Genomic DNA, 22,952 nt, shown 5'->3' with positions numbered 1-22,952 from the left:
CTATGCGACGATCCTCACCGGCACCGACTTCGCCGCCGGGACGTGCGCTTTATGAGCCCTGTGCCACAGCGGAATCAAAGGATTGAGTTCGGGATAATAGCCAGCGCAGTTGCCGCTTGGTATGGAGTAAGGCGTGACCCGCAGGCCTCCCACCCGCCGCTCGACGCCATCATCGGCATGCGCCTCGAGAGCGACTTCCTGCCCGGCGCTGAGCCCCATCCGTCGGATGTCTTCCTCGTTCATCAGCAGGACCATTCGCGTTCCGATGATGCCGCGTAACCGATCGCGATAACCATACACGGTCGTGTTGAACTGGTCGTTCGACCGTACTGTGATCAGCGTCAGTACGTCCTCGCCCGACACATCGATGTCGGGGTCGGTTTCCAGCATGGTGGGCAGCTTGAAATTCGCCTTTTTGTTCGGCGTTTGCCAGACGCGCTTCGACGCCTTGATGTCGCGATGGAATCCACCCGGCGTGAGGAAGCGTTTGTTGAAATCCTTGAAATGTGCCGGGAAGCAGCGCTCGATCTCGTCGCGGATGCGGGAATAGTCAGCGACCCAGTCGTCCCAGGGAATCGAACTCATGCCGGCGACGGTCGCCTTGGCGAGTTCCGCCACAATGCTCGGCTCGGACATGAGATGCTCGCTCGGTTTTGGCCGCGACCCGAAGGAACCGTGAATGCAGGCGGTCGAATCCTCCATCGAGACCCATTGCGGCCCGCTGGCCTGAATGTCCTTCTCCAGCCGAGATAGGCATGGCAGCAGATACGTGACTTTCCCGGCGATCAAATGGCTGCGGTTGAGCTTGGTCGCGATCTCGACGTGCAGGTCGAGGTTCCGCCAGGCCTTCTCGACCAGTCCGGTTTCTGGAACGGCCCGCACGAAATTACCGCCGAGTCCGACGAAACCGCGAACCCGCCCGTCGATCACGCCCTCGCACGTCTCGACGGTATCGAGCCCCTTATCCCGCGGCGGCTCGAAGCCGTAGAAGTCGCGAAATTTGTCGAGCGGGACGAGCTCCGGCTTTTCGGAAATGCCGACCGTTCGCTGTCCCTGCACGTTGGAGTGTCCGCGCAACGGCGATATGCCGGCTCCGGGCTTGCCGATATTGCCGCGCATGAGCAGCAGGTTGCACAGCATCTGCACATTCTCGGTGCCGTGGCGATGCTGAGTGAGCCCCATGCCGTAATTGCCGATGACCGCATTGGCCGAACTGTATATTTCAGCGACATGTTCGAGATCAGCCCGCGAGATGCCGGAACGTCGAACGATGTCTTCCCAACCGGTCGCGCGCAGATAGGCTTCGAAGTCGGCAAAGCCGTATGTATGCTCCTCGATGAAAGCGGTATCGAGGACGCGTTTTCCGCCTCGCTCTCGGGCTGCGTCATCGAGCGCCAGTACAGCCTTGGCGATACCAGTCATGGCCGCAATATCCCCGCCCGCCCGGATCTGGAAGAAATCGCTCGACATTTTCGTTCCTGGCCCTGGCGACAGCATCTCGACCGGGTTCTGCGGATTCTTGAATCTCACCAAGCCCCGCTCCCGCAGAGGGTTGAAGGTGATCACCGGGACACCGCGCTGGCGAGCGTCCTCGATGGGGTGTAACAGGCGCGGCGCGGTGACACCGGTATTGTGGCCGAAGAAGAACATCATGTCGGATTTGGCGAAGTCCTCCAATTGCACCGTGCCGACAGGAGAGCCGATCGATTCCGGTAGGCCGACCGACGTCGACTCGTGACACATGTTCGAGGAATCGGGCAGGTTCGAAGAGCCGTAGATGCGGGCGAAGAGCTGATACATGAACGAGGCCTCGAGCGAGGCGCGTCCGGACGTGTAGAAGACCACGGACTTCGGGTCGAGGCGCCTGAGCTGAGCGCCCATATCGCCGAACGCGTCCGGCCACGCCACAGGCTCGTATTTGTCGGTGGCGCGGTTATAGCGCATCGGCTCCGTCAGGCGTCCCTGTTTCTCAAGATCGTGATCCGGCCAATCCAGGAGTTCGGTCACGCTATGGGTGGCAAAGAAGGACGGCTCGCAGCGCCTGCTGGTCTGCTCCCACATCGTTGCCTTGGCGCCGTTCTCGCAGAACTCGAAAGGCCGCGGCTCGGCCGGCTTCGCCCATGAGCAGGAGACGCACATGTAGCCGTCCGCCTTGTTCTGCTTCAGCAACGTGCTCCATATGTCGGACAGCAGCAGCCCCTGGTCCCGCGCGTTGCGGATCAAAGACTTGAGCGAGCCCCATCCGCCGGTCGGATGATTGTATTTCTTGATCTCGACGCGATCGGTGACAGCAGGTTCCATGTGAGTCGTCCAAAAAAGAGGAAAGCAAAGGGAAAACCGAAGCGGGCCTCAGTTGTTCCAGCTTGCCTCGCCAGTGACTCATCGTAGGCCGCCAGTGCTCGGGCTCGCTAACGGTAGCGCACGGTCGTGTCGGATGGCTCAATTGTATCCACAGAGGCGCTGCCGATCTCCACCAAGACTCCCGAAGGGCGATGCCGGACAGCCTTGAACCTAGCGGACGATTGAGGTGGTGCCCGTCTATCATCAGGAGAGATCGTGCTCACGCCCGGCGACAAGCGCGGCGAGGTCCATGCCGAGCTATGCGGCGAGCTGCTCGGCATTCTCAAACTCGTCAACCCTTCATGCGCCAGGGGTATGGTACGACCTGAGCTCAGATGTCGGGTTATAGCGCCCGGGCGAGCGACACTATGGTTCGAAAGGCTCTCCCAGCGAAGCCACGCCGTTGAGCTTGAGCAGACGCCGGTTCGAAGAAATGATGCCCAGCACGACGATTGTCACGAGATAAGGTAGGCTCGATAGAAGTTGCGAGGAAACGTCGAGCCCAGTTGTCTGGGCCGCGAGGCTTGCGAGGGACACGGCGCCGAAGAGGCAAGCACCAAGGAAGATACGGCTGGCAAGCCAAGTGCCGAAGACGACGAGCGCGATCGCTATCCAGCCGCGCCCGGCGATCATGCCATCGGCCCAGAGCGGAGTGTAGACCACGGCCGCGTAGGCACCGGCAAAACCCGCCAACGCGCCGCCGAAAGCGACCGCGGCGAAGCGCACGGCGATTACCGGATAGCCGAGCGCACGGGCCGCCTTGGGATTCTCGCCGACGGCGCGGATGACGAGGCCGGTCTTGGTGTAGGCGAACACCGCCCAAATGCCGGCGGTCGCAACGAGCGAAAGCCACACGACAATGTCTTGGCTGAACAGGCCGCCGATGACCGGGATATCTGAAAGCCAGGGCAATGAGAGCTTCGGAAGCCCTTTGACCGTGAGGCTCTCAAAACTCTTGCCGAACAGCGCCGACAGGCCCTGGCCGAGGATGCCTATGGCGAGGCCCGTCGCAACCTGGTTCGCCCGGAATCCCAGCGCTACGACCGCAAAGACAAGGGAAAGAGCGGCGCTGGCGAGACCAGCGGCGAGGAAACCCAGGAGATGCCCGCCGCCTTGATAGACGATGATGAAGGCTATGACTGCGCCGAGGGCCATCAGGCCCTCCACACCGAGATTGAGGACCCCGGCGCGCTCTGCCACCAGTTCGCCGAGCGCCGCCAGAAGGAACGGCGTAGCCGCCGCCAACATCCCGGCGATGATGAACTCCACGGCGTTCATGGCGTGCTTGCGTGGGCGGCATGGCGCCATTCGAGCCGATAGCGGACGAAGGCGATGGCGACAAGATAGGCAAGCAGCAGGCTGCCCTGGAAGACCCTGACCGCAGCGACCGGCAGATTTGCCGAGACCATGGCGTTATCGCCACCGATATAGAGGGCCGCCATGAGCAACGCGGAAAAGACGATACCGACGGGGTGAAGGCCTCCGAGATAGGCGACGATGATGGCGGCATAGCCGTAGCCGGTCGAGATGGAGCGCTGCAACTGTCCGAGCGGCCCGGCGACCTCGGCCGCTCCGGCGAGGCCTGCCGCGAAGCCACCGACGAGGAGCGAAAGCCAGATCGCGCGTCCTTCGTTGAAGCCAGCGTATCCGGCGGCGCGCGGCGCGAGGCCGCCGACCTGCAGCTTGTACCCCGCGAAACTCCTCTGCATGAACACCCAGGCGCCGAGGGAGAAGGCGCAGGCGACAAGCAGCGAGACGTTGACGCGGGTGCCGGGGATCAGGATCGGCACCATCGCGTCGTACTGGAACATCACCGATTGCGGGAAGTTGAAGCCATTCGGATCCTTCCAGGGGCCGAGAAGCAGATAATTGAGCAATTGCGCGGCAACGAGCGCCAGCATGAGCGACACGAGAATCTCGTTTGCGTTGAGCTTCACGCGCCAGAAGGCCGTTAGCGACGCCCACAGCGCGCCGCCCAGCGCGCCGATGACCAGCATCGATGGCCAGATCCACTGGCCCGTTGCCTGCGGGAACCAGACGGGAATGGCGGATGCGAAGATCGCGCCGAGGATGAACTGACCCTCGGCGCCGATGTTGAAGACCTTCGCGCGAAAGCCGATCGCAAGCCCCTGCGCGACCAGCAGGAGCGGCCCCGTCTTCAGCAGAACTTCCGAGAACGAGGCCCAGGACAGGAAAGGCTCCAGAAGCATCGCGTGGAAAATAGCGACCGGATCGCGGCCCATCAGGAGGTAGAGGCCGAGATTAAGCAGCGTCGCCAGGGCGAGCGCGACGGGCGGGGCGATCAATTTGACGGGAAGCGAGGCATGCTCCCGGCGAACCAGAAGGGGAAGGAACGGACCGGAGAGAGCGCTCATGCCGGGACCTTCCTGGCCATCGATTGCGCGCCGATCATGTAGCGGCCGATCTCCTCGGGTCTGGTATCGCGCGTCACCAGCGGCGGGCTCAGCCGGCCCTGATGGATCACCTGGATCGAATCGCAGAGTTCGAACAGTTCCTCCAGCTCCTCCGAGATGACGAGGATGCCCATGCCTTCATTGCGCAGGGCGACAAGGCGCCGGCGGATGGCGGAGGCCGCGCCGATGTCCACGCCCCAGGTGGGTTGCGCCACGAACAGCAATTTCGGGGACAGCATGATCTCGCGGCCGACGATGAACTTTTGCAGATTGCCCCCCGAAAGCGCGCCGGCCTCCGCTTCGGAACCGGGCGTGCGCACGTCGTATTGCCGGATGCAGTTCTCGGTGAAAGCCTTCGCCCGGGCTGTGTCGACAAGGCCGCGTTTCAGCAGGCCGAACGGATGGGCGGTCAGAAGGCTGTTGAGGACGAGCGACATTTCCGGCACCGCGCCGCGGCCGAGCCGTTCCTCCGGAACGAAAGCGAAGCCCAGCCGGCGGCGGGCGGCCGTATCGAGCGCGCCGACATCCTTTCCCATCATGTAGATGCAATCGGACTTTTGGCGCGGCAGCACCGTTTCGCCAGAGATCAGCGCCGCGAGTTCGCTCTGCCCGTTGCCCGATATGCCCGCTATGCCGAGGATCTCACCGGCACGCACCGTCAGATTGACGTCGCAAAGCGGCACGGCGAAGGGATCATCGGGCTGATGGTCCAGGCCCACGATTTCCAGGCGCTTTTCGCCGCCGGAATGCGCCAACGCCGGCATGGGCTGCGGCATGTCGCGGCCGATCATCATGCGGGCGAGGTCGTGCGCGTCATGGTCGCGCGGGTCCACGTGGCCGGTGACGCGCCCGCCGCGCAGGATGGTCGCTCGGTCGCAGACCGCCCGGATCTCCTCCAGCTTGTGCGAGATGAACAGGATCGAAACGCCGCCGTCGCGCAGCCGCCGCAAAGTCTCGAACAGCTTGTCCACCGATTGCGGCGGCAGGACAGAGGTCGGTTCGTCGAGGATCAGAAGCTGGGGTTCGGTCATCAGGCAGCGAATGATCTCCACCCGCTGCCGTTCTCCCACCGACAGCGCGTGCACATGGGCAAGCGGATCGACCTCGAGTCCGAAGTCGCGGCCGAGCGCACGGATGTGTTCCGCGATTTCCGATTTGCCCTTGGGCACGACCAGGCGGATGTTCTCCATCACCGTCAGTGTTTCGAACAAGGAGAAATGCTGGAAGACCATGCCGATCCCCTTGCGCCTCGCATCCGCGGGGGAAGCGAGGGCCAGGGGGTCTCCTTTCCAGGTCGCCATTCCGGCGTCCGGCTGCTCGACGCCGTAGATCAGCTTCATCAGCGTCGACTTGCCCGCTCCATTTTCCCCGAGGATCGCATGGATCGAGCGCGGAGCCACATCCAGATCGATGTCTCGATTGGCATGGATCTGGCCGTAGCTCTTGGAGATGCCGCGCAGCGACAGGAGCGGGATGGTCACGGTCACTTGGGCAGCGGCGTGGTGACGCCTTTGACGTGCCAGTCCATGGCAACGATCTCGGCCACGGTCATCGTCTTGCCGGCGGGCACGCCCTCGCTGCCGTCGGCCTTGACGATCGGACCGGTAAAGGGCGAGAAGCTGCCGTCGGCGATCTTGGCTTCAACGTCCTTGATCCTGGCCATCATGTCGGCCGGGATTCCCGGGTTCCAGTCAACGACCTCGACCACCTTGTCGCCCACACCCAGGAAAGCGTTTGCGCCCTTGAAGGTGCCGGCGATGTGGGCGTCGACCGAGGCCTTGAAGAAGGGCGACCAGTCGGTCGCCACGCAGCCGAGATAGGTTTTGGGCGCGTATTTCTTCATCGACGAGTTGAGGTTGAAGGCGGGGACGCCGGCCTCTTCGCAGGCCGAGACGACGGAGGGGGTGTCCTGCGCGTTGGAGAAGATCACGTCGCATTTCTGCGCCAGCAGCGCCTTGGCGGCCTCCTGTTCCTTGGCCGGATCGAACCAGGAGTTCACCCATACGACCGAAACCTCGACATCGGGCTTCACCGCCTGCGCTCCCAGCGCGAAAGCGTTGATGGAGGTGATCAGCTCGGGAATGGCGAAGGCAGAGACCGAGCCGAGCTTGCCAGTCTTCGAAAGCGCGGCTGCCGCCATGCCCATAAGGTAGGTACCCTGGGAATATTGGGCCGCGAAGGGCGAGAAGTTCGGCGCCACCTGGAAACCGGAAGCGTGCAGCACGGTTACATCGGGATTGCGGCGCGCGATCTGCAGGGCGCCGTTCTGATAGCCGAAGGAGCCGGCGACCAGGAACTTGTTCCCGTCGGCGACCGCCTTGTTCATGATCCGGTCGGCATCGGGTCCTTCCTGTATGTTCTCGATGATGGTCACCTTCACCTTGTCGCCGTAGGCTGCCTTCACAGGCTCAAGCCCGTCGGCGAGCGCACGGCCCCAGCCGACATCGCCGACCGGCGACGGGACCACGAGCACGATGCCCAGAGGTTCGTCGGCGGCGAGCGCGCGGCCGCCCACCGCCACGACGAGCCCAGAGGCGGCCGCGCCTTTCATCAATGTTCTGCGGGTAAGATTTGTCAGCATGTCGGTTCCCCTTGTTTTGGTTTCTAAAATTCTACCGTCGCAAGCGCCGCCTCGGCTTGCGCGAACAGCGTGGCCTCGTCGAGCCCCGGGAATTCGCCTTTGGCCCAGACAATGCGGCCGTTGATCATGGTCATGTCGGTCGGCGCGCCGATGCCCACCTTGGCCAGCAAGCTCAGCGGATCGTGCCGCGTGCCGACATAGTCCATGCGCCGCGTGTCGATGGCGAAAAGGTCGGCGGCCATGCGGGGCGCCAGCCTGCCGATGTCGCTGCGACCGAGCAATGCCGCGCCTCCGGTCGTCGCATAGCCGAGAAAATCGGCCGGCGGCGGCACCGGATGGTCGCGCGTCGACGCCGACAGGCACTGCAGCATGTAGGCGGAATGGATGCAGTGCATCAGGTTGGAATTGTCGTTTGAGGCGGCCCCGTCGCAGCCCAGACCCACACGGAGGCCGAAGGCCGACATCGCCGGAATGTCGGTGATTTCGGCGCCGACGAGATAGACCGGTTCCGGGCAGTGGGCGACGCCGGTGCCGCTCGCGGCCATCTTGCGCAGCTCGTCGTGGGTCAGTTCCCAGCAATGGGCATAGAAGGTATCCGGCCCGCAGAAGCCGATGTCCGCGCAATAGTCCACCGTGCGCATGCCGTGACGGGCCTCGATTACCGGGCTTTCGCCCTCGCCGACATGGGTATGCATGCGCACCCCACGGTCGCGCGCCAGCGCCACCGATTCCACGAAGGTGTCGCGATAGCAGTTGACTGGCTGGCAAGGCGCGACGACGACCTGCCGCATGCCGAAGGGACCGGCATCATGGTAGGCGTCGATCAGCCGGGCGCAGTCGGCGATGAATTCGTCGGTCGTTTCCAGCATGGCGTCGGGGATGGTCGAGCCTTCCGATTTGGGCAGCGTGTTGCCGCCACGTCCGGCATGGAAGCGCATGCCGAGCAGTTCGGCTGCTTGGAACTGCCGGTCGATCAGCCGCTTGCCCGCCTGCCGCGGAAAGCAATACTGATGGTCGAATGCCGTCGTGCAGCCGTGCTTTATCAGCTCGGCCATCGCCGTGACCGATGCATGGTAGAAGCATTCCTCAGTCAGCCGCGAGAAAATGGGATAGATGCGGTCGAGCCATTCGATGACCGACAGCTTCGTCCAGTCCAGATCGGCGCGGTTGCGCACGAAGCATTGAAAGAAGTGGTGGTGGGTGTTGACGAGGCCGGGATAGACGAACCAGCCAGCGGCGTCCTGCGTGATTGTTCCAACGGGCAGCTCTGCCTTGTCCAGGCCTGCGCCGATGGCCCGTATTGCCGGGCCGTCGGTCAAGACATCGACATTGCGTCGGATGTCCGGACCGTTGCCCTCGTCCACGATGGCCGCAGCGCAGCCCTTCAGCAAATAGCCCGCCACGTCAGGCCTCGCCGACTTCGAGGACGGGCGCGGGTGTCAGTTCGTGCAGCCGGTGGATGCCCGGCATCTCGATGAAACCCTCGAGACTGCGGACCGCCCGTGACCAGAGCCGGATTGCCGGATAGGGGTCGAGCGAAACGCCGCCGTCCGGCGCCAGCGCAACATAGGGAAAACAGGCAATGTCGGCGATCGTCGGTCGATCCGACGCGAGGAAGCGCTGGCCGCGGATATGCTGTTCGACGAGGCCGGTTTCCAGCTCCCGCAGGGCCGCTATTCCCTGCTCCCGAAGGGCGGCGATATTGCCCGGACGCAGCAGCATCTCGTGCAAGCGCGCCGCCCCAAGGCTCGCGGTCAGCCGGTGCGAGAAGGAGAGCCATTGCTGGACGCGCGCCGCCCGCCCGACCGTATCATTGCCCAGCCATTGGGGTGCCGCCTTCGCGGCGAGATAGACCAGCATGGCCGAGGATTCGGTCAGCACGAGGTCGCCATCCTCCAAGATCGGGATCGAACCGGCCGGATTGAGCGCCATGAGCTCAGGACCGCGATGCTCGCGACCGGGATGGAAGTCGACAGGACGGATGTCGAGCGTCACCCCGATCAGCGCAGCCATGAGGCGCACCTTGTAGCAGCTCGGCGACAGCACGTAGTCGTAGAGCTTCATTGCGCCACCAGTTGCGCGCCGTAGGTGTAGCCGTGGCGTTTCAGCCAGCGCCGGTAGGCAACCGAGGTAAGGTCGGCGCGCGTGGGAATCTCCATGCCGGGATCGAGCGGGAGCAGCGTCGGAATTTGGTTTTCGAGGATCGATCGGTCCTGAACGAAGATCGTCTGCTGGAAATGGATCAGGTCGGCCATCGGTGTTTCGTCATCGAACAGCGCCATCCATGGCCAGACGTCGCATAGGTCTTCGGCAAGTGGCTGCACGAAAAGTGTGATGACGTCCCATTCCGCCGGGCGAGGCGGGCAGGTCTTGTAGAGCACCGAGCAGGTCGGCGCGGGCACGCGGTACATGTATTCCGTGGTGATGCCACCTTCCGCCGACTTGGCGGCCTGCGGCTGGTAGAACTTCACCTGAGTGGCCCAAACCTCGTCTTCGTCCTCTCGGATCTCGACCTTGTAGTTCTGCACCTCCGTATGCGGCTCGGCCCCCAGTATGTCGGTATGCACGAAAGGAAAATGCGCGATGTCCAGGAAGTTCTCCACCGCACGCAATGGCGAGCAGCGCACGCGCACCACCCCGACATCGACGAGCCGGCGGCCCGGCTGATCGGCCTCGGGGATCGCAAACAGCGGCTTTTGTGGATTGCCGAGCGATGACCAGACATGGCCATAGCGGATGCAGGCCGGCAGGTCACGTCCGTTGCCGCCCGTGATCTTCGCGTTTCCATCTTCGCCGCGCCTCACCGCGATCGGCTCGCCCATCAGGGCCGTCCTGCGCCCATGCGCATCGAGCTGGCTAGCAAGGCCGACAGGGTACCATCCGTCGATCATCGTGTTGCGGGTCATCGGGCGATCCCGGCGCGTGCAATATCCTCGGCCGCCAGCCGCAGCGCCTCGGCGGCCCTCGACGCGGCGATACGCTCGTCCGGATTGCTGTCCTCGTCCACCAAAACATGCATCAGCGTGCGCGCCTGCCCATCGGGAGCAAGCAGCAGCCGGACGGCCCGGTCATCATAGGTGTAGTCGAGCAGGTCTCCAGCGGCCGTCGTGCCCGCGGCTGCCTCCAGCGCCGCGATGCCCGCTTCCACCACCATGGAGCGGAGCGGCGCAAGGCCCTCGAACCGCGGCGGCCCGGCGGCGGGTTCGCCAACCGAAATCCATATGATGCCGCCGCCATCCTCGACGTGCTGCGTTGCGACACGAATCGTGTCCGGCGGCGTCAATGCCGGATGGGCCGGAATGCGCTGGCAGTTTCCCGCCTTGGCGTAGCTCCAGCCGTGATAGATGCAGGCCAGGGTCTCACCGCGTACGAAGCCGTGGGAAAGGCGCATGCCGCGATGAGGGCATCTGTCGGCGAAGGCCGCCGCACGGCCGGAGCGGGTTCGCCAAAGGGCAACCGGTCCGGCCGGGGATTGCGCCGGCATAACGGTTCCCGCCGGCAAGTCCGCGGAGAGGGCAACAGGCATCCATGAGCCGGTGGGATAAGACGGCATGCATCAACTTTCAAAACGGCACCAGCATCTTCCCGAGCGAAGCTTCGCGGTCAAGGATATGCTAATACGCCGGGTTACGTTTGCACAACATTTCCTCACTGGCAATAATGCCTAAAAAAAGTGCATCACACCTCCGCAGGCAGAGGCCGCAGGCCCAGAAACTTAGCCCGATTCGCTCTCGATCGGCGACCGGCGGATGGTCTCGACCCAGACATCGATTGGTCCAAGAGAGCACCCCATCTCCATCATGTCGATGAGTTCGACCGGACCGGCAATGTCGAGTTCAATGCGGTCGGGACCGGCAACGCATATCGCATGCGCGAGCCCGAGCTTGGCGGCATGACGCTCGATCCACGGAAGAAAGGATGCCACCTCGACATCGCCGAAGATCGTCATGCGCTCCCGCCAGGAACATCGATTTTGCTCGTTCATAGAAAACCTCGGCAATGAAGCTGATATTCTATCTATCTATCTACATCGTGCTCAATCGCTGAAGCATCTGCTTTGAGAGCGTCGTCACGCCAGACCTGAAGTCGAAGACTGCTATGTGCGAGTTGATCCTCAAGATCGACAGACAGGTTTCGGTCCAACTAGTCGCGCTCACGACCTGGTTGATATGCCTTCGACGACGCGCCACGGGATTGAGGGATCGTATAGGCCGCTGGCTTCCCAGCGCGACCTATCCTGGCGGATCGAGGGCGCCGACGGTCGCGAAACACTCAAGAAGCTTTTCACGATTTCTCCCTACGGGTCCAAGGAGCAGCGCGTGCTCAACCGCCTCTGGACCCAGATCAAGACCGGAAGCTAAACGGAATATGGCGGCTCAAACCTTTTTCGAGCGGCGCCTCGGCGTGGAGGCCTGCCGCCGCGTCGTAGCCATGCGACAGAGGAATGGCAGAGGGACATGGCGAAATCTCTGGGGTCGGTAAAGAGCATATTCACGCTCAGGGCCGACCAGAATGACTCCCGCGATCTCCAGCACGCCGCAGCCAAGGGCGCTTTCTCGCGCCGGCAGGATATGGTCGGGCGCCCGTGACGGGCGCAAGTCGGTGGCGATCTGGCCAATTGCCAGTTCCGCCGCGTTAACGAACTGGCTGTCTCTGATACTACCCGCCTCGCGATCGTTTGAGCCTTTCCGACCCGATCAGATCGAGCGTAGCTGCGATCACGTTCGCGTGGCCGCGTTCACAGGACAGCAATGAATGCTCAAGCCCGCATGGCCTTCCACAATTTTCGGGCGCGCCATGGTATCCGCGCAGGCGGAGTTCATGGTTGCCGCGACCACGAAGACCGCCAGTCCCAATCTCTTCAGCATCTCAGTGCTCCTCATGAGGCTTGATCGCCGGGCGTCGGAGTTGGCCTCCTGCTTTGCAATGCTGAGAGACGGTTGAGCAGGTTTAAGGTGATCCTCCCCACGTCGTTCATTGCTTTGCCGGCAGGCAGCGCGCCGCACCAGGCGACCGAACTTGCTGAAAAGATCAGGCCGCCCGCAGCAAGATTTCGTAAGGTCATTTCGGCGCAGCGACGCCCGGCGCGCTCTTCATCCCCGCCCGCGTACCAGCGTGAGGGATCCTGGAAGAAGCCGGCCGGAAAGTCCGTCGCGCGGGCGATCACGACGGTGTCGGCCGACGTGCCCAGGGCCGGGTTCGTCGCATCCACCTCGTAACCCGCGGCGGCACCCAATACGATGCCTTCCGAACCGAAGGTTTCGTCCTCGATGCCTTCAAACAGCCATGCGCATTCCGGCGCGTGGCTTTCGGGCGTTCGCGTGAACGGGCGCGCGCCGTCGAAACCCATCAGCGAAATCGCGCCGCCGACCAGTGAAAACTCGCCGCGGCCCCGGGAGCGAAGGTGGCCGCCAGGCTCGTTGGTTATCGACAGATATTGTTCGCTGACCGGACCATCCCAAGTGCGGCCAGGTTCCAGGGGCGAGCGGCGCAATTCCATCAGGTCGTCCTTGAAGGCGACCGTTCCGGCAAAGCCGTTTCCGCCGAGATAGGCGATGCTGCCGCCCTCGGCCGCGAATTGCCGCAGCGCCCCTTCCATCTCGGTCGACATGTATTCCGGGTGGCTTCCGGTCACGACGGCCCGATACCCGCGGAGAGCCTCGATCCCCTGCCGATGCAGATCGTGATCGGTGACGATATCGAGCGCTATGCCGTTCTCGTTGCAGAATCTGAGGAAATGCAGATCGACCGGCAAGTTGTGAGGGCAGCCGCATAGCGGGTAGTTGTAGTCGTCCCGCAATGTCACTTTGGGTTTGCGATAGGAGCAGATCGACACGCCGCTGAGATCGGAGTGATAGTCGTAGAGCGACTTGAGGCTGTTTGCGGTGGCAAAGCCGTGTCCGCGATCGTCGCACTTCCATTCATAGAGATGGTCGGGGAGATACTCGTCCGCGTAAGCGAGATAGGTCGCGGTCGGCAGCAGATAAAGCAGTGGTGAGGAGGCACGCGCGGAGGTGACGAAGAACACGATGCGCTCGTAGCCGCCGTCCCATTCCACCTGGAAAGCGTATACGCCCGGTTTCGCATTCTCGGGCACCGCGGCGCGGTGGGAAGCGGGCCAATCGAGCGGTCCCATGTCATCGTCATGGCAATGGACGGCATCGTAGTGCGAAGGCACGAGCCGGGGGTCGAAGCTCGATCCGTCCCAGCGCGCCGATGTCACGCAGAATGTAGGCTGATTTATCACATCGAGCGCCAGCGGAACCGGTCCGCGTGACGACAGGATCGGTCCCGTCGGCAGCAGAGTCGGGAAATCCCAGGTGATTGGCCCCTGAGAACTCTCCAGCCGAATAGCTGCAAATCTCGCATTGAGAGTGAGCTCGCTTCGAGAGCCGCTCGCGCCGAAGAGGATGTCGCGCCCTTGCGGATGCCATTCGGCGTCGCGCAGGCGTCGCTTGAATTCGTAAGGGGCGAGGAGGTCGTGAGATTTCAGTTTGAAGAACGGCTCGTCCTCATGCAGGCCGAGCTCGACGGTCAGCCAAACCCCTTGCGGAACCGGCGCAGACAACAGACGATCATTCCGCATCTCCAGGGTGATCGCCCCATCGCGAAGGCTCAGCAGAAAGGACCCCGCTTCCAGGATCGTGCGCGGCCCGGTATTGCGGGTGAGAAACAGCTCAAAGCGGATGCCCTTGAGGGCAGGCGCTTTTGCAAGCTCCTCGGCACGCAGGCGAAGGTATGATCCTTGATCGAAGCTGCGATGGGCGTCCGGCTCGGATGTCGCCTCGATTGGCCAATCCACAAAATCCGCGGCTTGCGTGTCCAGCCGGCATATCCGCACGCTCTCCACTGGCCGGCTGCAGGAGAGGCCAAGTTCCACCCGCTGGCCGGGCCTTACGCTCCAGGGCGTGGCATAACCGGCAGCGCTCATCGCTCCATGGTCAACCAAGCGGCGCATCGATCGTGCCTCTCAAATCCATGAATGACGGAGCGACTTCGCGGTCTTGGTTCCAGATCGACCGGTTGTCGCGCATGCCCTCAACCACTACCGCAACCCAGTTGATTTGTATATGCTTGTATAGGTAAGTTCGATCCATTAGGCTCAGGGCGAGATCGCCAAGCCGGCCGTGCCAAGGAGGATCGCATGCGCAACGCTCCGCTCTTCGACCTGTCGGGCCGGAAAGCACTTGTCACCGGCGCAAGCCGCGGCATCGGGCGTTCCATTGCCGAGGCACTGAGCGCGGCCGGCGCCGATGTCGCCGTCACGGCACGCAGCCTTGCCTCGCTTGGGGAGACGACGGCAGCCATCCGCGCCGCCGGCCGGGTGGCGCATGCCATCGCCCTGGACGTCACCGATGTCGGCCGCTGCAGGGCGGCGACGGCCGAAGCCGCCGGCCTGCTCGGCGGTCTCGATATTCTCGTCAACAATGCCGGGATGGAGGAAGTCCACCCCTCGCTCGATGTCGACGAAGCGCTTTGGGACAGGATCGTCGACACGAATCTCAAAGGCGCATTCTTCTGCGCCCAAGCCGCCGCGCAGCACATGAAGGACGCCGGTCGGCCCGGCGTCATCATCAATCTTTGCTCGCTCACCTCCGAAGTCGGGATTCCGACGGCTGTGCCCTATGGCTCGTCGAAGTCGGGCCTGCTCGGCATGACGCGCGCTCTGGCGGCCGAGTGGGCGGATCTGGGGATCAGGGTCAACGCCATCGCCCCCGGCTATTTCAGGACGGCAATGACGGAAGTGTTCTACGGCAATGAGGCATGGCGGCAATCGATGCTCGCCAAAATCCCGCAGCATCGCTTCGGCGACCTGTCGGACCTGCACGGGATTGCGGTATTCCTCGCCTCCGATGCCTCGGCCTACATCACCGGTCAGTCCATCCCCGTCGATGGCGGCTTTCTCGCGTCGATCTGAGATGGCCTCTCATCAGCTGAGCTCGAGTTGGCTGGGCGCAGAAAATGCTGGCAACTGTTATACGTACATGTATATACTTTATAGGCTGGCAATTGTTCTATCTGCGGTCCTTGCCCCGTATTGCCGGTCTCAAAGGTCTTCCAGGCGTGTGACCGGCCATCGCCAACCGCCACTGCGTTCCAGGAGAAGGAGCAGCCATGTCCGATATCAGCTTCCACGACCTGTCGACCCTCGATGCCGACCGGCGGGCCAGCCTGTTGAGGCGCGCCGAAGCCGATCTTTCGGCCTTCATCGAAAAAGCCCGTCCGATCGTCGAGGCGGTCAGGACCGAAGGTGATGCGGCCCTGCTTCGGTTCGCGCGCGAGCTCGACAAGGCCGATGTGGCCGATGGCGGGCTCAAGGTCTCGGAAGCGGAGTTCGACGCGGCATTCGACAAGGTCGAAAAGGATGTCGTGGAGAGCATCCGGTTCGGTATCGAGAACATCAGGCATTTCCACGAGGAGCAGCGTCCGGAAACGATGTGGCTGAAGGAAGTCCGGCCGGGCGCCTATGCGGGTGACAGATACACCCCGATCGCCTCCGTGGCGCTTTACGTTCCGCGCGGCAAGGGCGCCTTCCCGTCGGTGACGATGATGACCTCGGTCCCGGCTGTGATTGCCGGCGTGCCCCAGATAGCGATCGTGACGCCGCCGACTTCCGATGGATCCGTCGATGCCGCGACCCTGGTTGCCGCACGCCTCGCCGGCGTCGAGACCGTGTACAAATGCGGTGGCGCCCAGGCGGTCGCTGCTGTCGCCTATGGCACCGAGACGGTGAAGCCCGCCGTCAAGATCGTCGGGCCGGGCAGTCCCTGGGTGGTGGCGGCAAAGAGCCTGCTGTCCTCGGTCATCAACACCGGCCTTCCGGCTGGCCCGTCCGAAGCCATCATCTTTGCCGATGACAGCGTCGACGGCGGCCTTGCCGCGCTGGACCTTTTGATCGAAGCCGAGCACGGGCCGGATTCCTCGGCCTATCTGGTGACGCACAGCCGCAAGGTCGCCGAGGCCGCGCTTGCCGCGCTGCCGCAGCATTGGTCTCGCATGACCGAACAGCGCATCGAATTCTCGCGCGCTGTGCTGACCGGAAAGCGCGGCGGCATCGTGCTGACCGCGTCCCTGGAAGACAGCTATCGCTTCATCAACGACTACGCTCCGGAGCATCTTGAGATCCTGTCGAAGGAACCGTTCGCGCATCTCGGGCACATCACCGAAGCGGCTGAGATCCTCATGGGTCCGCATACGCCGGTGACGCTCGCCAACTTTGTCCTCGGGCCCAATGCCGTGTTGCCGACCAGCCGGTGGGCGCGCACCTATGGGCCGCTGTCGGTCACGGATTTCGTCAAGCGCTCGTCGGTCGGTTATGTGACGTCGGCGGCCTATCCGGAACTCGCCCGGCATGCGCGCAGGCTCGCCCGCTACGAAGGCTTCAGCTCGCATGAAAACGCGGTGTCGGAAATCCGCAGCCGCTATCTCTCGGTCTGAGCGGAAGCGAAGACGATGAAGGCCGCGCGACTTTACGGACCCGGCGACTTGCGCGTTGAGGATATCGCCGCCCCGGGCGTCCCCGATGCGGGCTGGGTGAAGCTCAAGGTGGACGCCGCGGGCATCTGCGGTTCCGACCTGCACAATTTCCGCACCGGTCAATGGATAAGCCGCTCGCCTTCGACGGCCGGCCATGAATTGACGGGCACGGTGATCGCCGTCGGAGAGGGCGTCGACACCATCGCCATTGGCGACCGGGTGGTCGCCGATTCACGCTTCTGGTGCGGAGAGTGCGCGCAATGCCGTGCCGGCAGGCGCCATCTCTGCACCTCGCTCGGCTTCGTCGGCGAAATATGCGACGGCGGATTTGCCGAACTGGCCGTGCTCCCCGCGCGCCTGTTGCATAGCGTCGATGCCGCGCTTGATGCACGGGTAGCGGCGATGGCCGAGCCGCTCGCCGTTGCGCTGCACGCGGTGCGGCGCCTGCCGAAAACAGCAGGCTCGGTGCTTGTCCTCGGCTGCGGGACCATCGGCGGGCTTGCCGCCTTGCTGCTGTCGCGGACGTTCGCGGGCACCGTATTGATCGCCGACCGCAACCAAGGCCGCTGCGCTCGCGTCGCGCGCGTGACCGGCGCCACGATCGTCGACCTTGACGCGGACGCCATTGCCTCAGCGACCGGGGATGCCCCCTTGCTGGCGGCCGTCGAGGCGACAGGCAGCATCGCCGCGCTCAGTCAGTTGCTGGGTGTTCTCGGCCCGGGCGGCACCATTGCGATGGTCGGCATCTTCCACGGCCGGCTCGACATCGACCCCAACATGCTGGTCGAGCGGGAGATCGCGTTGCTGGGCTGCCACGCCTTCGCCGACGAGCTTCCCGATGCCATCCGGATGCTGGGTGAGCTGAGCGAGCCGCTGATCAGCCTGATCGACCGCGAGATCGGCCTGGATGACGTCCCCGCGGCCTACCGGCGGCTGTTGGCAGGCCAGGGCGACGGCTTGAAAACAATCATCCGAATGCGGCAACCCCTTGAGCATTCCTGATTTCCGATGCTTGCCGGAAAGGACATCTGAAATGAACACTCTGCCCGATACGGCCAGCCCCCTCTACGAGAAGGTCAAGGACTACATCCTGACGAACATCGGAACCGGCCGCTGGAGCAAGGACCGCAAGCTGCCGTCCGAAAATGAATTCGTGGCAGCGCTTGGCGTCTCCAGGATGACGATCCACCGTGCCTTGCGGGAACTGACCTCGGCGGGATTTCTGATCCGGCTGCAGGGCGTGGGAACATTCATTGCGCCGCCGCGGCCGCAATCGGCCCTGATCGAGATCAACAATATCGCGGCCGAGATCCTGGCACGCGGCAACAAGCATCGTTCCGAGGTTCTCGTCCTCGAAAAAATCATGCCGGAAAAGGAGCTTGCGCTGTCCTTCGAGTTCGCCAGGCGTTCGTCGGTCTACCACTCCGTCGTCGTCAATTTCGAGAACGATCTGCCTGTGCAACTGGAAGAGCGCTTCGTCAATCCGAGCCTGATACCCGACTACGACAAGCAGGATTTTTCCAAGACCGCGACCTACGACTATCTGATGCAGAAAACACCGGTGACCGAGGTCGAGCACATCATCTCGGCCATCCCAGCCGATGCCGAGACGGCGCGGCATCTAGGCATCGATGCCGGCAGCTGCTGCCTGCTTCTGCACCGCCGGACGTGGACGGGAGCGATCGTCGCCACCATCAGCAAGCTGACCTATGTCGGCAGCCGCTATTCGCTCGGCAGCCGGTACTCTCCGTCCAAAAGCGGCTGATCGCGGCAAGGCGAGCCTTGTTCCGGCGCAAATCGCGTGACGGACTTCCTGGATGCGATCGATCGAACGCCATGCGGCGAACGGATGCGGCCCGATGTCATGGAAGCCGCGGATTCGAGCTTCTCCAGCTTGTATATGCATGTATGTATTTTCGCCTTGACATTCACCGCCGCTGACGTTGAGTATCCTTGCGCTTCCGTTGAAGCGGCAGGTAAGACGCCGAGGCAGAGTGCCGCAAGAGCATAAGCCCGCATTCTCATCCAGGCCGGATATGCAGTTCAAAGAGCGGCGCGATCATAAAGGGGAACAGAGATGATGCGTAACCTAGCAGGACAATTTCGTGCACTCGTCGCGGCTGCCGTCATCGGGTTCGCCCCGGCGGCCTTTGCCGCCGACGCGGCCATTCCCGCGACGCCTGAAGCGGGCACCTTCAAGATCGGCATCGAGCCATGGCTCGGCTATGGCCAGTGGCACGTCGCCGAGGCCAAGGGCCTGTTCAAGGCAAGCGGGTTGTCGGATGTCCAAATCGTCAACTTCGCCGAGGACAAGGACATCAATGCCGCGCTCGCGAGCGGCCAGCTCGATGCCGCCAACATCGCGACCCATACCGCGATGGGTATGGTTGCGGCGGGCCTGCCGGTGAAAATCGTGCTCCTGCTCGATGTCAGCATGACGGCCGACGCCATGATCGCCGGCAAGGATATTTCCTCCGTCGCCGACCTCAAGGGCAAGCAGGTCGCGTTCGAGGAGGGCACGACCAGCGACATCCTGCTCAAATACGCCCTTGCCAAGAACGGCATGTCCATCGCCGATGTGCAGCCGGTGCCGATGCCGGCGGCCGACGCCGGCAGCGCGCTGATTGCCGGACAGGTCCCGGTCGCGGTCACCTACGAACCTTATCTCACCGCGGCCAGGGCGCAGAACAAGGACGTCAAGCTGCTCTTCACCGCCGGCGAGGATCCCGGGTTGATCAGCGACGTGCTTGTGGTGCGCGACGAGGTGATCAAGTCGCGACCCGGCCAGGTGCTTGCCATGATCAAGACCTGGGATGCGGCCCTGAAGGACTACAACGGCGATACCGCGGGTGGCCGCGCCATCATTTCCAAGGCCGTCGGTTCCAGTGTCGAGGACCTCAACACGGCCTTCGACGGCGTGCGCTATTATTCTCTCGCCGAGAACAAGAGCGCTCTGACCGGCGAGTTCTCCACCAAGACATTCGCCGATGTCGAAGCCGCCGCCAAGAATGCCGGGCTGCTCCAGGCCGACGTGACGCCGGAGCAGATGATAGACCCGTCATTCGTCAAGGCCGCGGAATGATGAAGACTGCCTCTCGGTGGTAGCGCGGATGTCCGAGCAGCGTGCCGCCAAAACGAGCCAGTCCGGCCCCTCGCAAGGACCGGCTGCGCGACCGGTGCCGCGCCGCCGATCCTCCGGAATCGGCGCGCCCATCACGCGGTCGCGTTTCCTGATGATCGCCGTGGCCGTTTTTGCCGGCCTCGGCCTTGCCTGGTGGGCGGCAACGGGCCTGGAGCTGGTGAAGCCCATCTTCCTGCCTTCGCCGGAAAGCGTGGCGGGACAGCTCGGCAAGCTCTGGAGCGACGGCACGCTGTGGCTGGACCTCAAGGCCTCGATATACCGCATCTCCATCGGCTTCCTGATCGCCTCGGCACTGGCGATTCCGATCGGCGTGCTGATCGGCAGCTTCAGGGTCTGGGAAGCCGCCGTCGAGCCGCTGGTGGATTTCATCCGCTATATGCCGGTGGTCGCCTTCGTGCCGCTTTCCATCCTCTGGTCGGGCACCGGCGACGCCCAGAAGTTCCTGATCATCTTCATCGGCACCTTCTTTCAGCAGGTCCTGATGATCATGGACAATGTGAAGCGGGTGCCGACGGATTTCGTCGGCCTCGGCAGGACGCTCGGCCTGCCGGACCGCAAGATCCTGACGCGCATTGTGGTGCCCAGCGCCCTGCCGGGCATCTGGGACACGCTGCGCATCAGCCTGGGCTGGGCGTGGACCTGGCTCGTGCTGGCTGAGCTCGTCGCGGCGACATCCGGCCTCGGCTACCGCATCACCGTGTCGCAGCGTTATTTCCAGACAAACACCATCATCGGCTACATCTTGCTCTTGGGCATGCTCGGTCTCATCACCGACCAGGTGATGAAGGCGCTGGGAAAGGTGCTGTTCCGGCAGGAAGGCCACGCGCAATGAGGTCCGCCCGATGAGTGTGCCCAAACTGCGCATCGAAGGCCTCCACAAGAGCTTTGGCACCGGGGAGCGGCGCACGCAGGTGCTGCGCGACATCAATCTCGATCTTGCCGACAACGAGTTCGTCTCGCTGGTGGGCACGTCGGGTTGCGGCAAGAGCACGCTGCTGTCGATCGTTGCCGGGCTGCAGGATTTCGACGTGGGCGAGCTCGACATCGACGGCTCGCCGATCCTCAAGCCCGGCCTCGACCGCGGCGTCGTCTTCCAGTCCTACACGCTGCTGCCTTGGCTGACGGCGCAGCAGAACATAGAATTTGCCCTCAAGGCCGCCGGCTATGATCGCTCGACCTGCCGCAGGATCGCGCGCGAGCATCTCGACCTCGTCAAGCTTCCGCACTGCGCCGACCTCTACCCGTCTGAACTGTCGGGCGGCATGAAGCAGCGCGTCGCCATTGCGCGGGCGCTGTCCTATCGGCCCAAGATGCTGCTCATGGACGAGCCCTTCGGCGCGCTCGACGCCTTGACCAGGCACCAGATGCAGGAGCTGCTGACGCAGATCTGGGAAGAGCACCGGCTGACCGTGCTCTTCGTCACCCATGACGTGGAGGAGGCCGTCTATCTGTCCGACCGCATCGTCGTCATGGGGATCGGCCCGGGACGCATCATGCGAACCTTCAACGTCGACATAGAGCGCCCGCGCCGGGAAGAGGTCATGGAAAGCGCGGAGTTCATGGACCTGCAGCGCAATGTCCACAAGGCGATCCGCGAAGCTTCAAGACGTCCAGAGATGGCATGAGGCGAGCCGGCCTTGCCGGGCCGCCTGCGGAATCGCCCCTCTGCGACTAACATAATCCTTATCCGTCAATAGCTTACGAAGCGGTCCGCCAAAGTTGACAAGAGCCCGCGGGCGGCGGTGTCGCAGCTTCCGATTGGGCTGAATACGCCAAGCAATTCCAAGGCAAAGCAAGCCAAATAACGGGCGAGCCTTCGCGCTTTTTTAAGCGTTTGCCGGCGTGCGGATGAGATTCGATCTGCGTGTCGGAACAAATTGGCGCCTACCACGTTGTGGAGCTTGCGGTGAATTGTATACCTCGCCGCGAGGGCGGGACTTCATCTGATCATCAGTTCTTCACAAACAGGTGGATTGGGGAGTGGCACTGTGAGCGTGCAGGCATCAAGGGCGCAACTAGATCGTCGTCAAATTCTCAATTCCTTAAAGGCCTTCAGGCGAGGCGACTTTTCCATCCGGATCGACAACATCTATGAGGGGATCGATTCCGATATTGCCGATGCCTTCAACCAGATCGTCGAACTCAACGATCAGGTGACGAAGGAGTTTGAGCGGCTGAGCAGGGTCGTCGGCAAGGACGGGAGAATTGGCGAGCGGGGTCATGTCCGCAATGCTACGGGTAGCTGGGAATCAAGCGTCAGGTCGGTCAACGACCTGATCGAAGACATGGTTCAACCGACCGCCGAAGTGGCCCGCGTCATCGGGGCAGTGGCCAAAGGCGACCTTTCCCAGACAATGATGGTCGAAATCGACGGCCGCCCGCTGCGCGGGGAGTTCCTGCGCATAGGCAAGATCGTCAACACGATGGTGGGGCAACTGGCTTCCTTCGCCTCCGAAGTGACACGTGTCGCGCGTGAGGTTGGGACGGAGGGGAAGCTCGGCGGACAAGCGCGGGTGAAGGGCGTAGCCGGCACGTGGAAGGACCTGACCGACAACGTCAATGCCATGGCCACCAACCTTACCGGCCAGGTGCGCAACATCGCCGAGGTGACCACTGCGGTGGCGTCCGGCGATTTGTCGAAGAAGATCACCGTCGACGTGAAGGGCGAGATCCTCGAGCTCAAGAACACCATCAACACGATGGTCGATCAGTTGAACTCGTTCGCATCGGAGGTGACGCGCGTCGCGCGCGAGGTCGGCACGGAAGGCAAGCTCGGGGGCCAGGCGCGAGTCGAAGGCGTCGGCGGCACGTGGAAGGACCTCACCGACAATGTGAACTCCATGGCCGAGAATTTGACCGGCCAGGTCCGCAACATCGCCGAGGTGACGACGGCGGTTGCGCTGGGCGATCTCTCCAAGAAAATCACCGTCGACGTGAAGGGCGAGATCCTCGAGCTCAAGAACACCATCAACACGATGGTCGATCAGTTGAACTCGTT

At 63.1% G+C, this 22,952-nt stretch carries 21 protein-coding genes; 8 read left to right on the top strand and 13 right to left on the bottom strand.

The genetic code is table 11. The features are described 5' to 3' along the window. From LB525_RS00100 to LB525_RS00045, 12 genes are all read right to left on the bottom strand, one after another. Positions 1-2,301, bottom strand: a complete 2,301-nt coding sequence (locus LB525_RS00100) for an FdhF/YdeP family oxidoreductase (protein WP_224542927.1) — start codon at positions 2,299-2,301, stop codon at positions 1-3. Positions 2,302-2,706: 405 nt separating this feature from the next. Further along, positions 2,707-3,618, bottom strand: a complete 912-nt coding sequence (locus tag LB525_RS00095) for an ABC transporter permease (RefSeq protein WP_224542926.1) — start codon at positions 3,616-3,618, stop codon at positions 2,707-2,709. Beyond that, the gene (locus LB525_RS00090; protein WP_224542925.1) at positions 3,615-4,715 is read right to left on the bottom strand and encodes an ABC transporter permease; all 1,101 of its coding nucleotides are present in this window, start codon (positions 4,713-4,715) and stop codon (positions 3,615-3,617) included. Before LB525_RS00090 ends, LB525_RS00095 begins: the two co-directional genes overlap by 4 nt. After that, the gene (locus LB525_RS00085; RefSeq protein ID WP_224543511.1) at positions 4,712-6,235 is read right to left on the bottom strand and encodes an ABC transporter ATP-binding protein; all 1,524 of its coding nucleotides are present in this window, start codon (positions 6,233-6,235) and stop codon (positions 4,712-4,714) included. Before LB525_RS00085 ends, LB525_RS00090 begins: the two co-directional genes overlap by 4 nt. A 2-nt stretch (positions 6,236-6,237) precedes the next feature. Then, positions 6,238-7,332, bottom strand: coding sequence for a BMP family ABC transporter substrate-binding protein (locus LB525_RS00080; protein ID WP_224543509.1), 1,095 nt, complete (start codon positions 7,330-7,332; stop codon positions 6,238-6,240). A 26-nt stretch (positions 7,333-7,358) separates the two neighbouring features. Further along, entirely contained in the window at positions 7,359-8,738 is a 1,380-nt protein-coding gene (locus tag LB525_RS00075; RefSeq protein ID WP_224542924.1) for an amidohydrolase, read from the bottom strand. Between the two features lies 1 nt (position 8,739). After that, positions 8,740-9,399, bottom strand: a complete 660-nt coding sequence (locus tag LB525_RS00070) for a glutathione S-transferase family protein (RefSeq protein ID WP_224542923.1) — start codon at positions 9,397-9,399, stop codon at positions 8,740-8,742. Then, positions 9,396-10,241, bottom strand: coding sequence for an aromatic ring-hydroxylating oxygenase subunit alpha (locus LB525_RS00065; protein WP_224542922.1), 846 nt, complete (start codon positions 10,239-10,241; stop codon positions 9,396-9,398). The genes LB525_RS00070 and LB525_RS00065 overlap by 4 nt, the downstream gene beginning before the upstream one ends. Then, the gene (locus LB525_RS00060; RefSeq protein WP_224542921.1) at positions 10,238-10,888 is read right to left on the bottom strand and encodes a Rieske 2Fe-2S domain-containing protein; all 651 of its coding nucleotides are present in this window, start codon (positions 10,886-10,888) and stop codon (positions 10,238-10,240) included. The genes LB525_RS00065 and LB525_RS00060 overlap by 4 nt, the downstream gene beginning before the upstream one ends. A 162-nt stretch (positions 10,889-11,050) precedes the next feature. Then, a complete protein-coding gene (locus LB525_RS00055; protein WP_411970993.1) occupies positions 11,051-11,320 on the bottom strand; it encodes an acylphosphatase in 270 nt (89 codons plus the stop codon). Positions 11,321-12,053: 733 nt separating this feature from the next. Next, entirely contained in the window at positions 12,054-12,203 is a 150-nt protein-coding gene (locus LB525_RS00050; RefSeq protein ID WP_224542919.1) for a hypothetical protein, read from the bottom strand. An 11-nt stretch (positions 12,204-12,214) separates the two neighbouring features. After that, complete coding sequence (locus LB525_RS00045; protein WP_224542918.1) at positions 12,215-14,266, bottom strand: N,N-dimethylformamidase beta subunit family domain-containing protein; 2,052 nt, start codon at positions 14,264-14,266, stop codon at positions 12,215-12,217. Between the two features lie 213 nt (positions 14,267-14,479). On the opposite strand from LB525_RS00045, the gene LB525_RS00040 reads away from it, so the two are divergent. The 7 genes from LB525_RS00040 (at position 14,480) to LB525_RS00010 (ending at position 21,579) form a co-directional block, all read left to right on the top strand. Continuing rightward, on the top strand, positions 14,480-15,253 hold the full coding sequence (locus tag LB525_RS00040; protein ID WP_224542917.1) for an SDR family NAD(P)-dependent oxidoreductase: 774 nt from the start codon (positions 14,480-14,482) through the stop codon (positions 15,251-15,253). A 197-nt stretch (positions 15,254-15,450) separates the two neighbouring features. Then, a complete protein-coding gene (gene hisD, locus LB525_RS00035) occupies positions 15,451-16,773 on the top strand; it encodes a histidinol dehydrogenase (protein ID WP_224542916.1) in 1,323 nt (440 codons plus the stop codon). Positions 16,774-16,788: 15 nt separating this feature from the next. Next, entirely contained in the window at positions 16,789-17,814 is a 1,026-nt protein-coding gene (locus LB525_RS00030) for a zinc-dependent alcohol dehydrogenase (RefSeq protein WP_224542915.1), read from the top strand. A 31-nt stretch (positions 17,815-17,845) separates the two neighbouring features. Continuing rightward, positions 17,846-18,577, top strand: a complete 732-nt coding sequence (gene hutC / locus LB525_RS00025) for a histidine utilization repressor (protein WP_095768633.1) — start codon at positions 17,846-17,848, stop codon at positions 18,575-18,577. Positions 18,578-18,892: 315 nt separating this feature from the next. Beyond that, positions 18,893-19,894: an ABC transporter substrate-binding protein gene (locus tag LB525_RS00020; protein WP_095768689.1), complete on the top strand. Its 1,002-nt coding sequence runs from the start codon at positions 18,893-18,895 to the stop codon at positions 19,892-19,894. 28 nt (positions 19,895-19,922) lie between these two features. Further along, on the top strand, positions 19,923-20,786 hold the full coding sequence (locus LB525_RS00015; protein WP_224542914.1) for an ABC transporter permease: 864 nt from the start codon (positions 19,923-19,925) through the stop codon (positions 20,784-20,786). A gap of 10 nt (positions 20,787-20,796) precedes the next feature. Next, a complete protein-coding gene (locus LB525_RS00010; protein ID WP_224542913.1) occupies positions 20,797-21,579 on the top strand; it encodes an ABC transporter ATP-binding protein in 783 nt (260 codons plus the stop codon). Between the two features lie 417 nt (positions 21,580-21,996). Here the strand turns inward: LB525_RS00010 and LB525_RS28625 are convergent, their stop codons facing one another. Continuing rightward, positions 21,997-22,176, bottom strand: a complete 180-nt coding sequence (locus LB525_RS28625; protein ID WP_318012379.1) for a hypothetical protein — start codon at positions 22,174-22,176, stop codon at positions 21,997-21,999. A gap of 63 nt (positions 22,177-22,239) precedes the next feature. Between LB525_RS28625 and LB525_RS00005 the strand changes: the two genes are divergently transcribed. Further along, positions 22,240-22,952, top strand: a 713-nt coding sequence (locus tag LB525_RS00005) for a HAMP domain-containing protein (protein WP_318012378.1), incomplete at its 3' end; no start/stop codon positions are given.

Source organism: Mesorhizobium sp. CA16, from assembly GCF_020165175.1.
Lineage (GTDB): Bacteria > Pseudomonadota > Alphaproteobacteria > Rhizobiales > Rhizobiaceae > Mesorhizobium.
The sequence above is the reverse complement of the archived record's forward strand: the minus strand, read 5'-3'. Positions and strand labels throughout refer to the sequence as shown.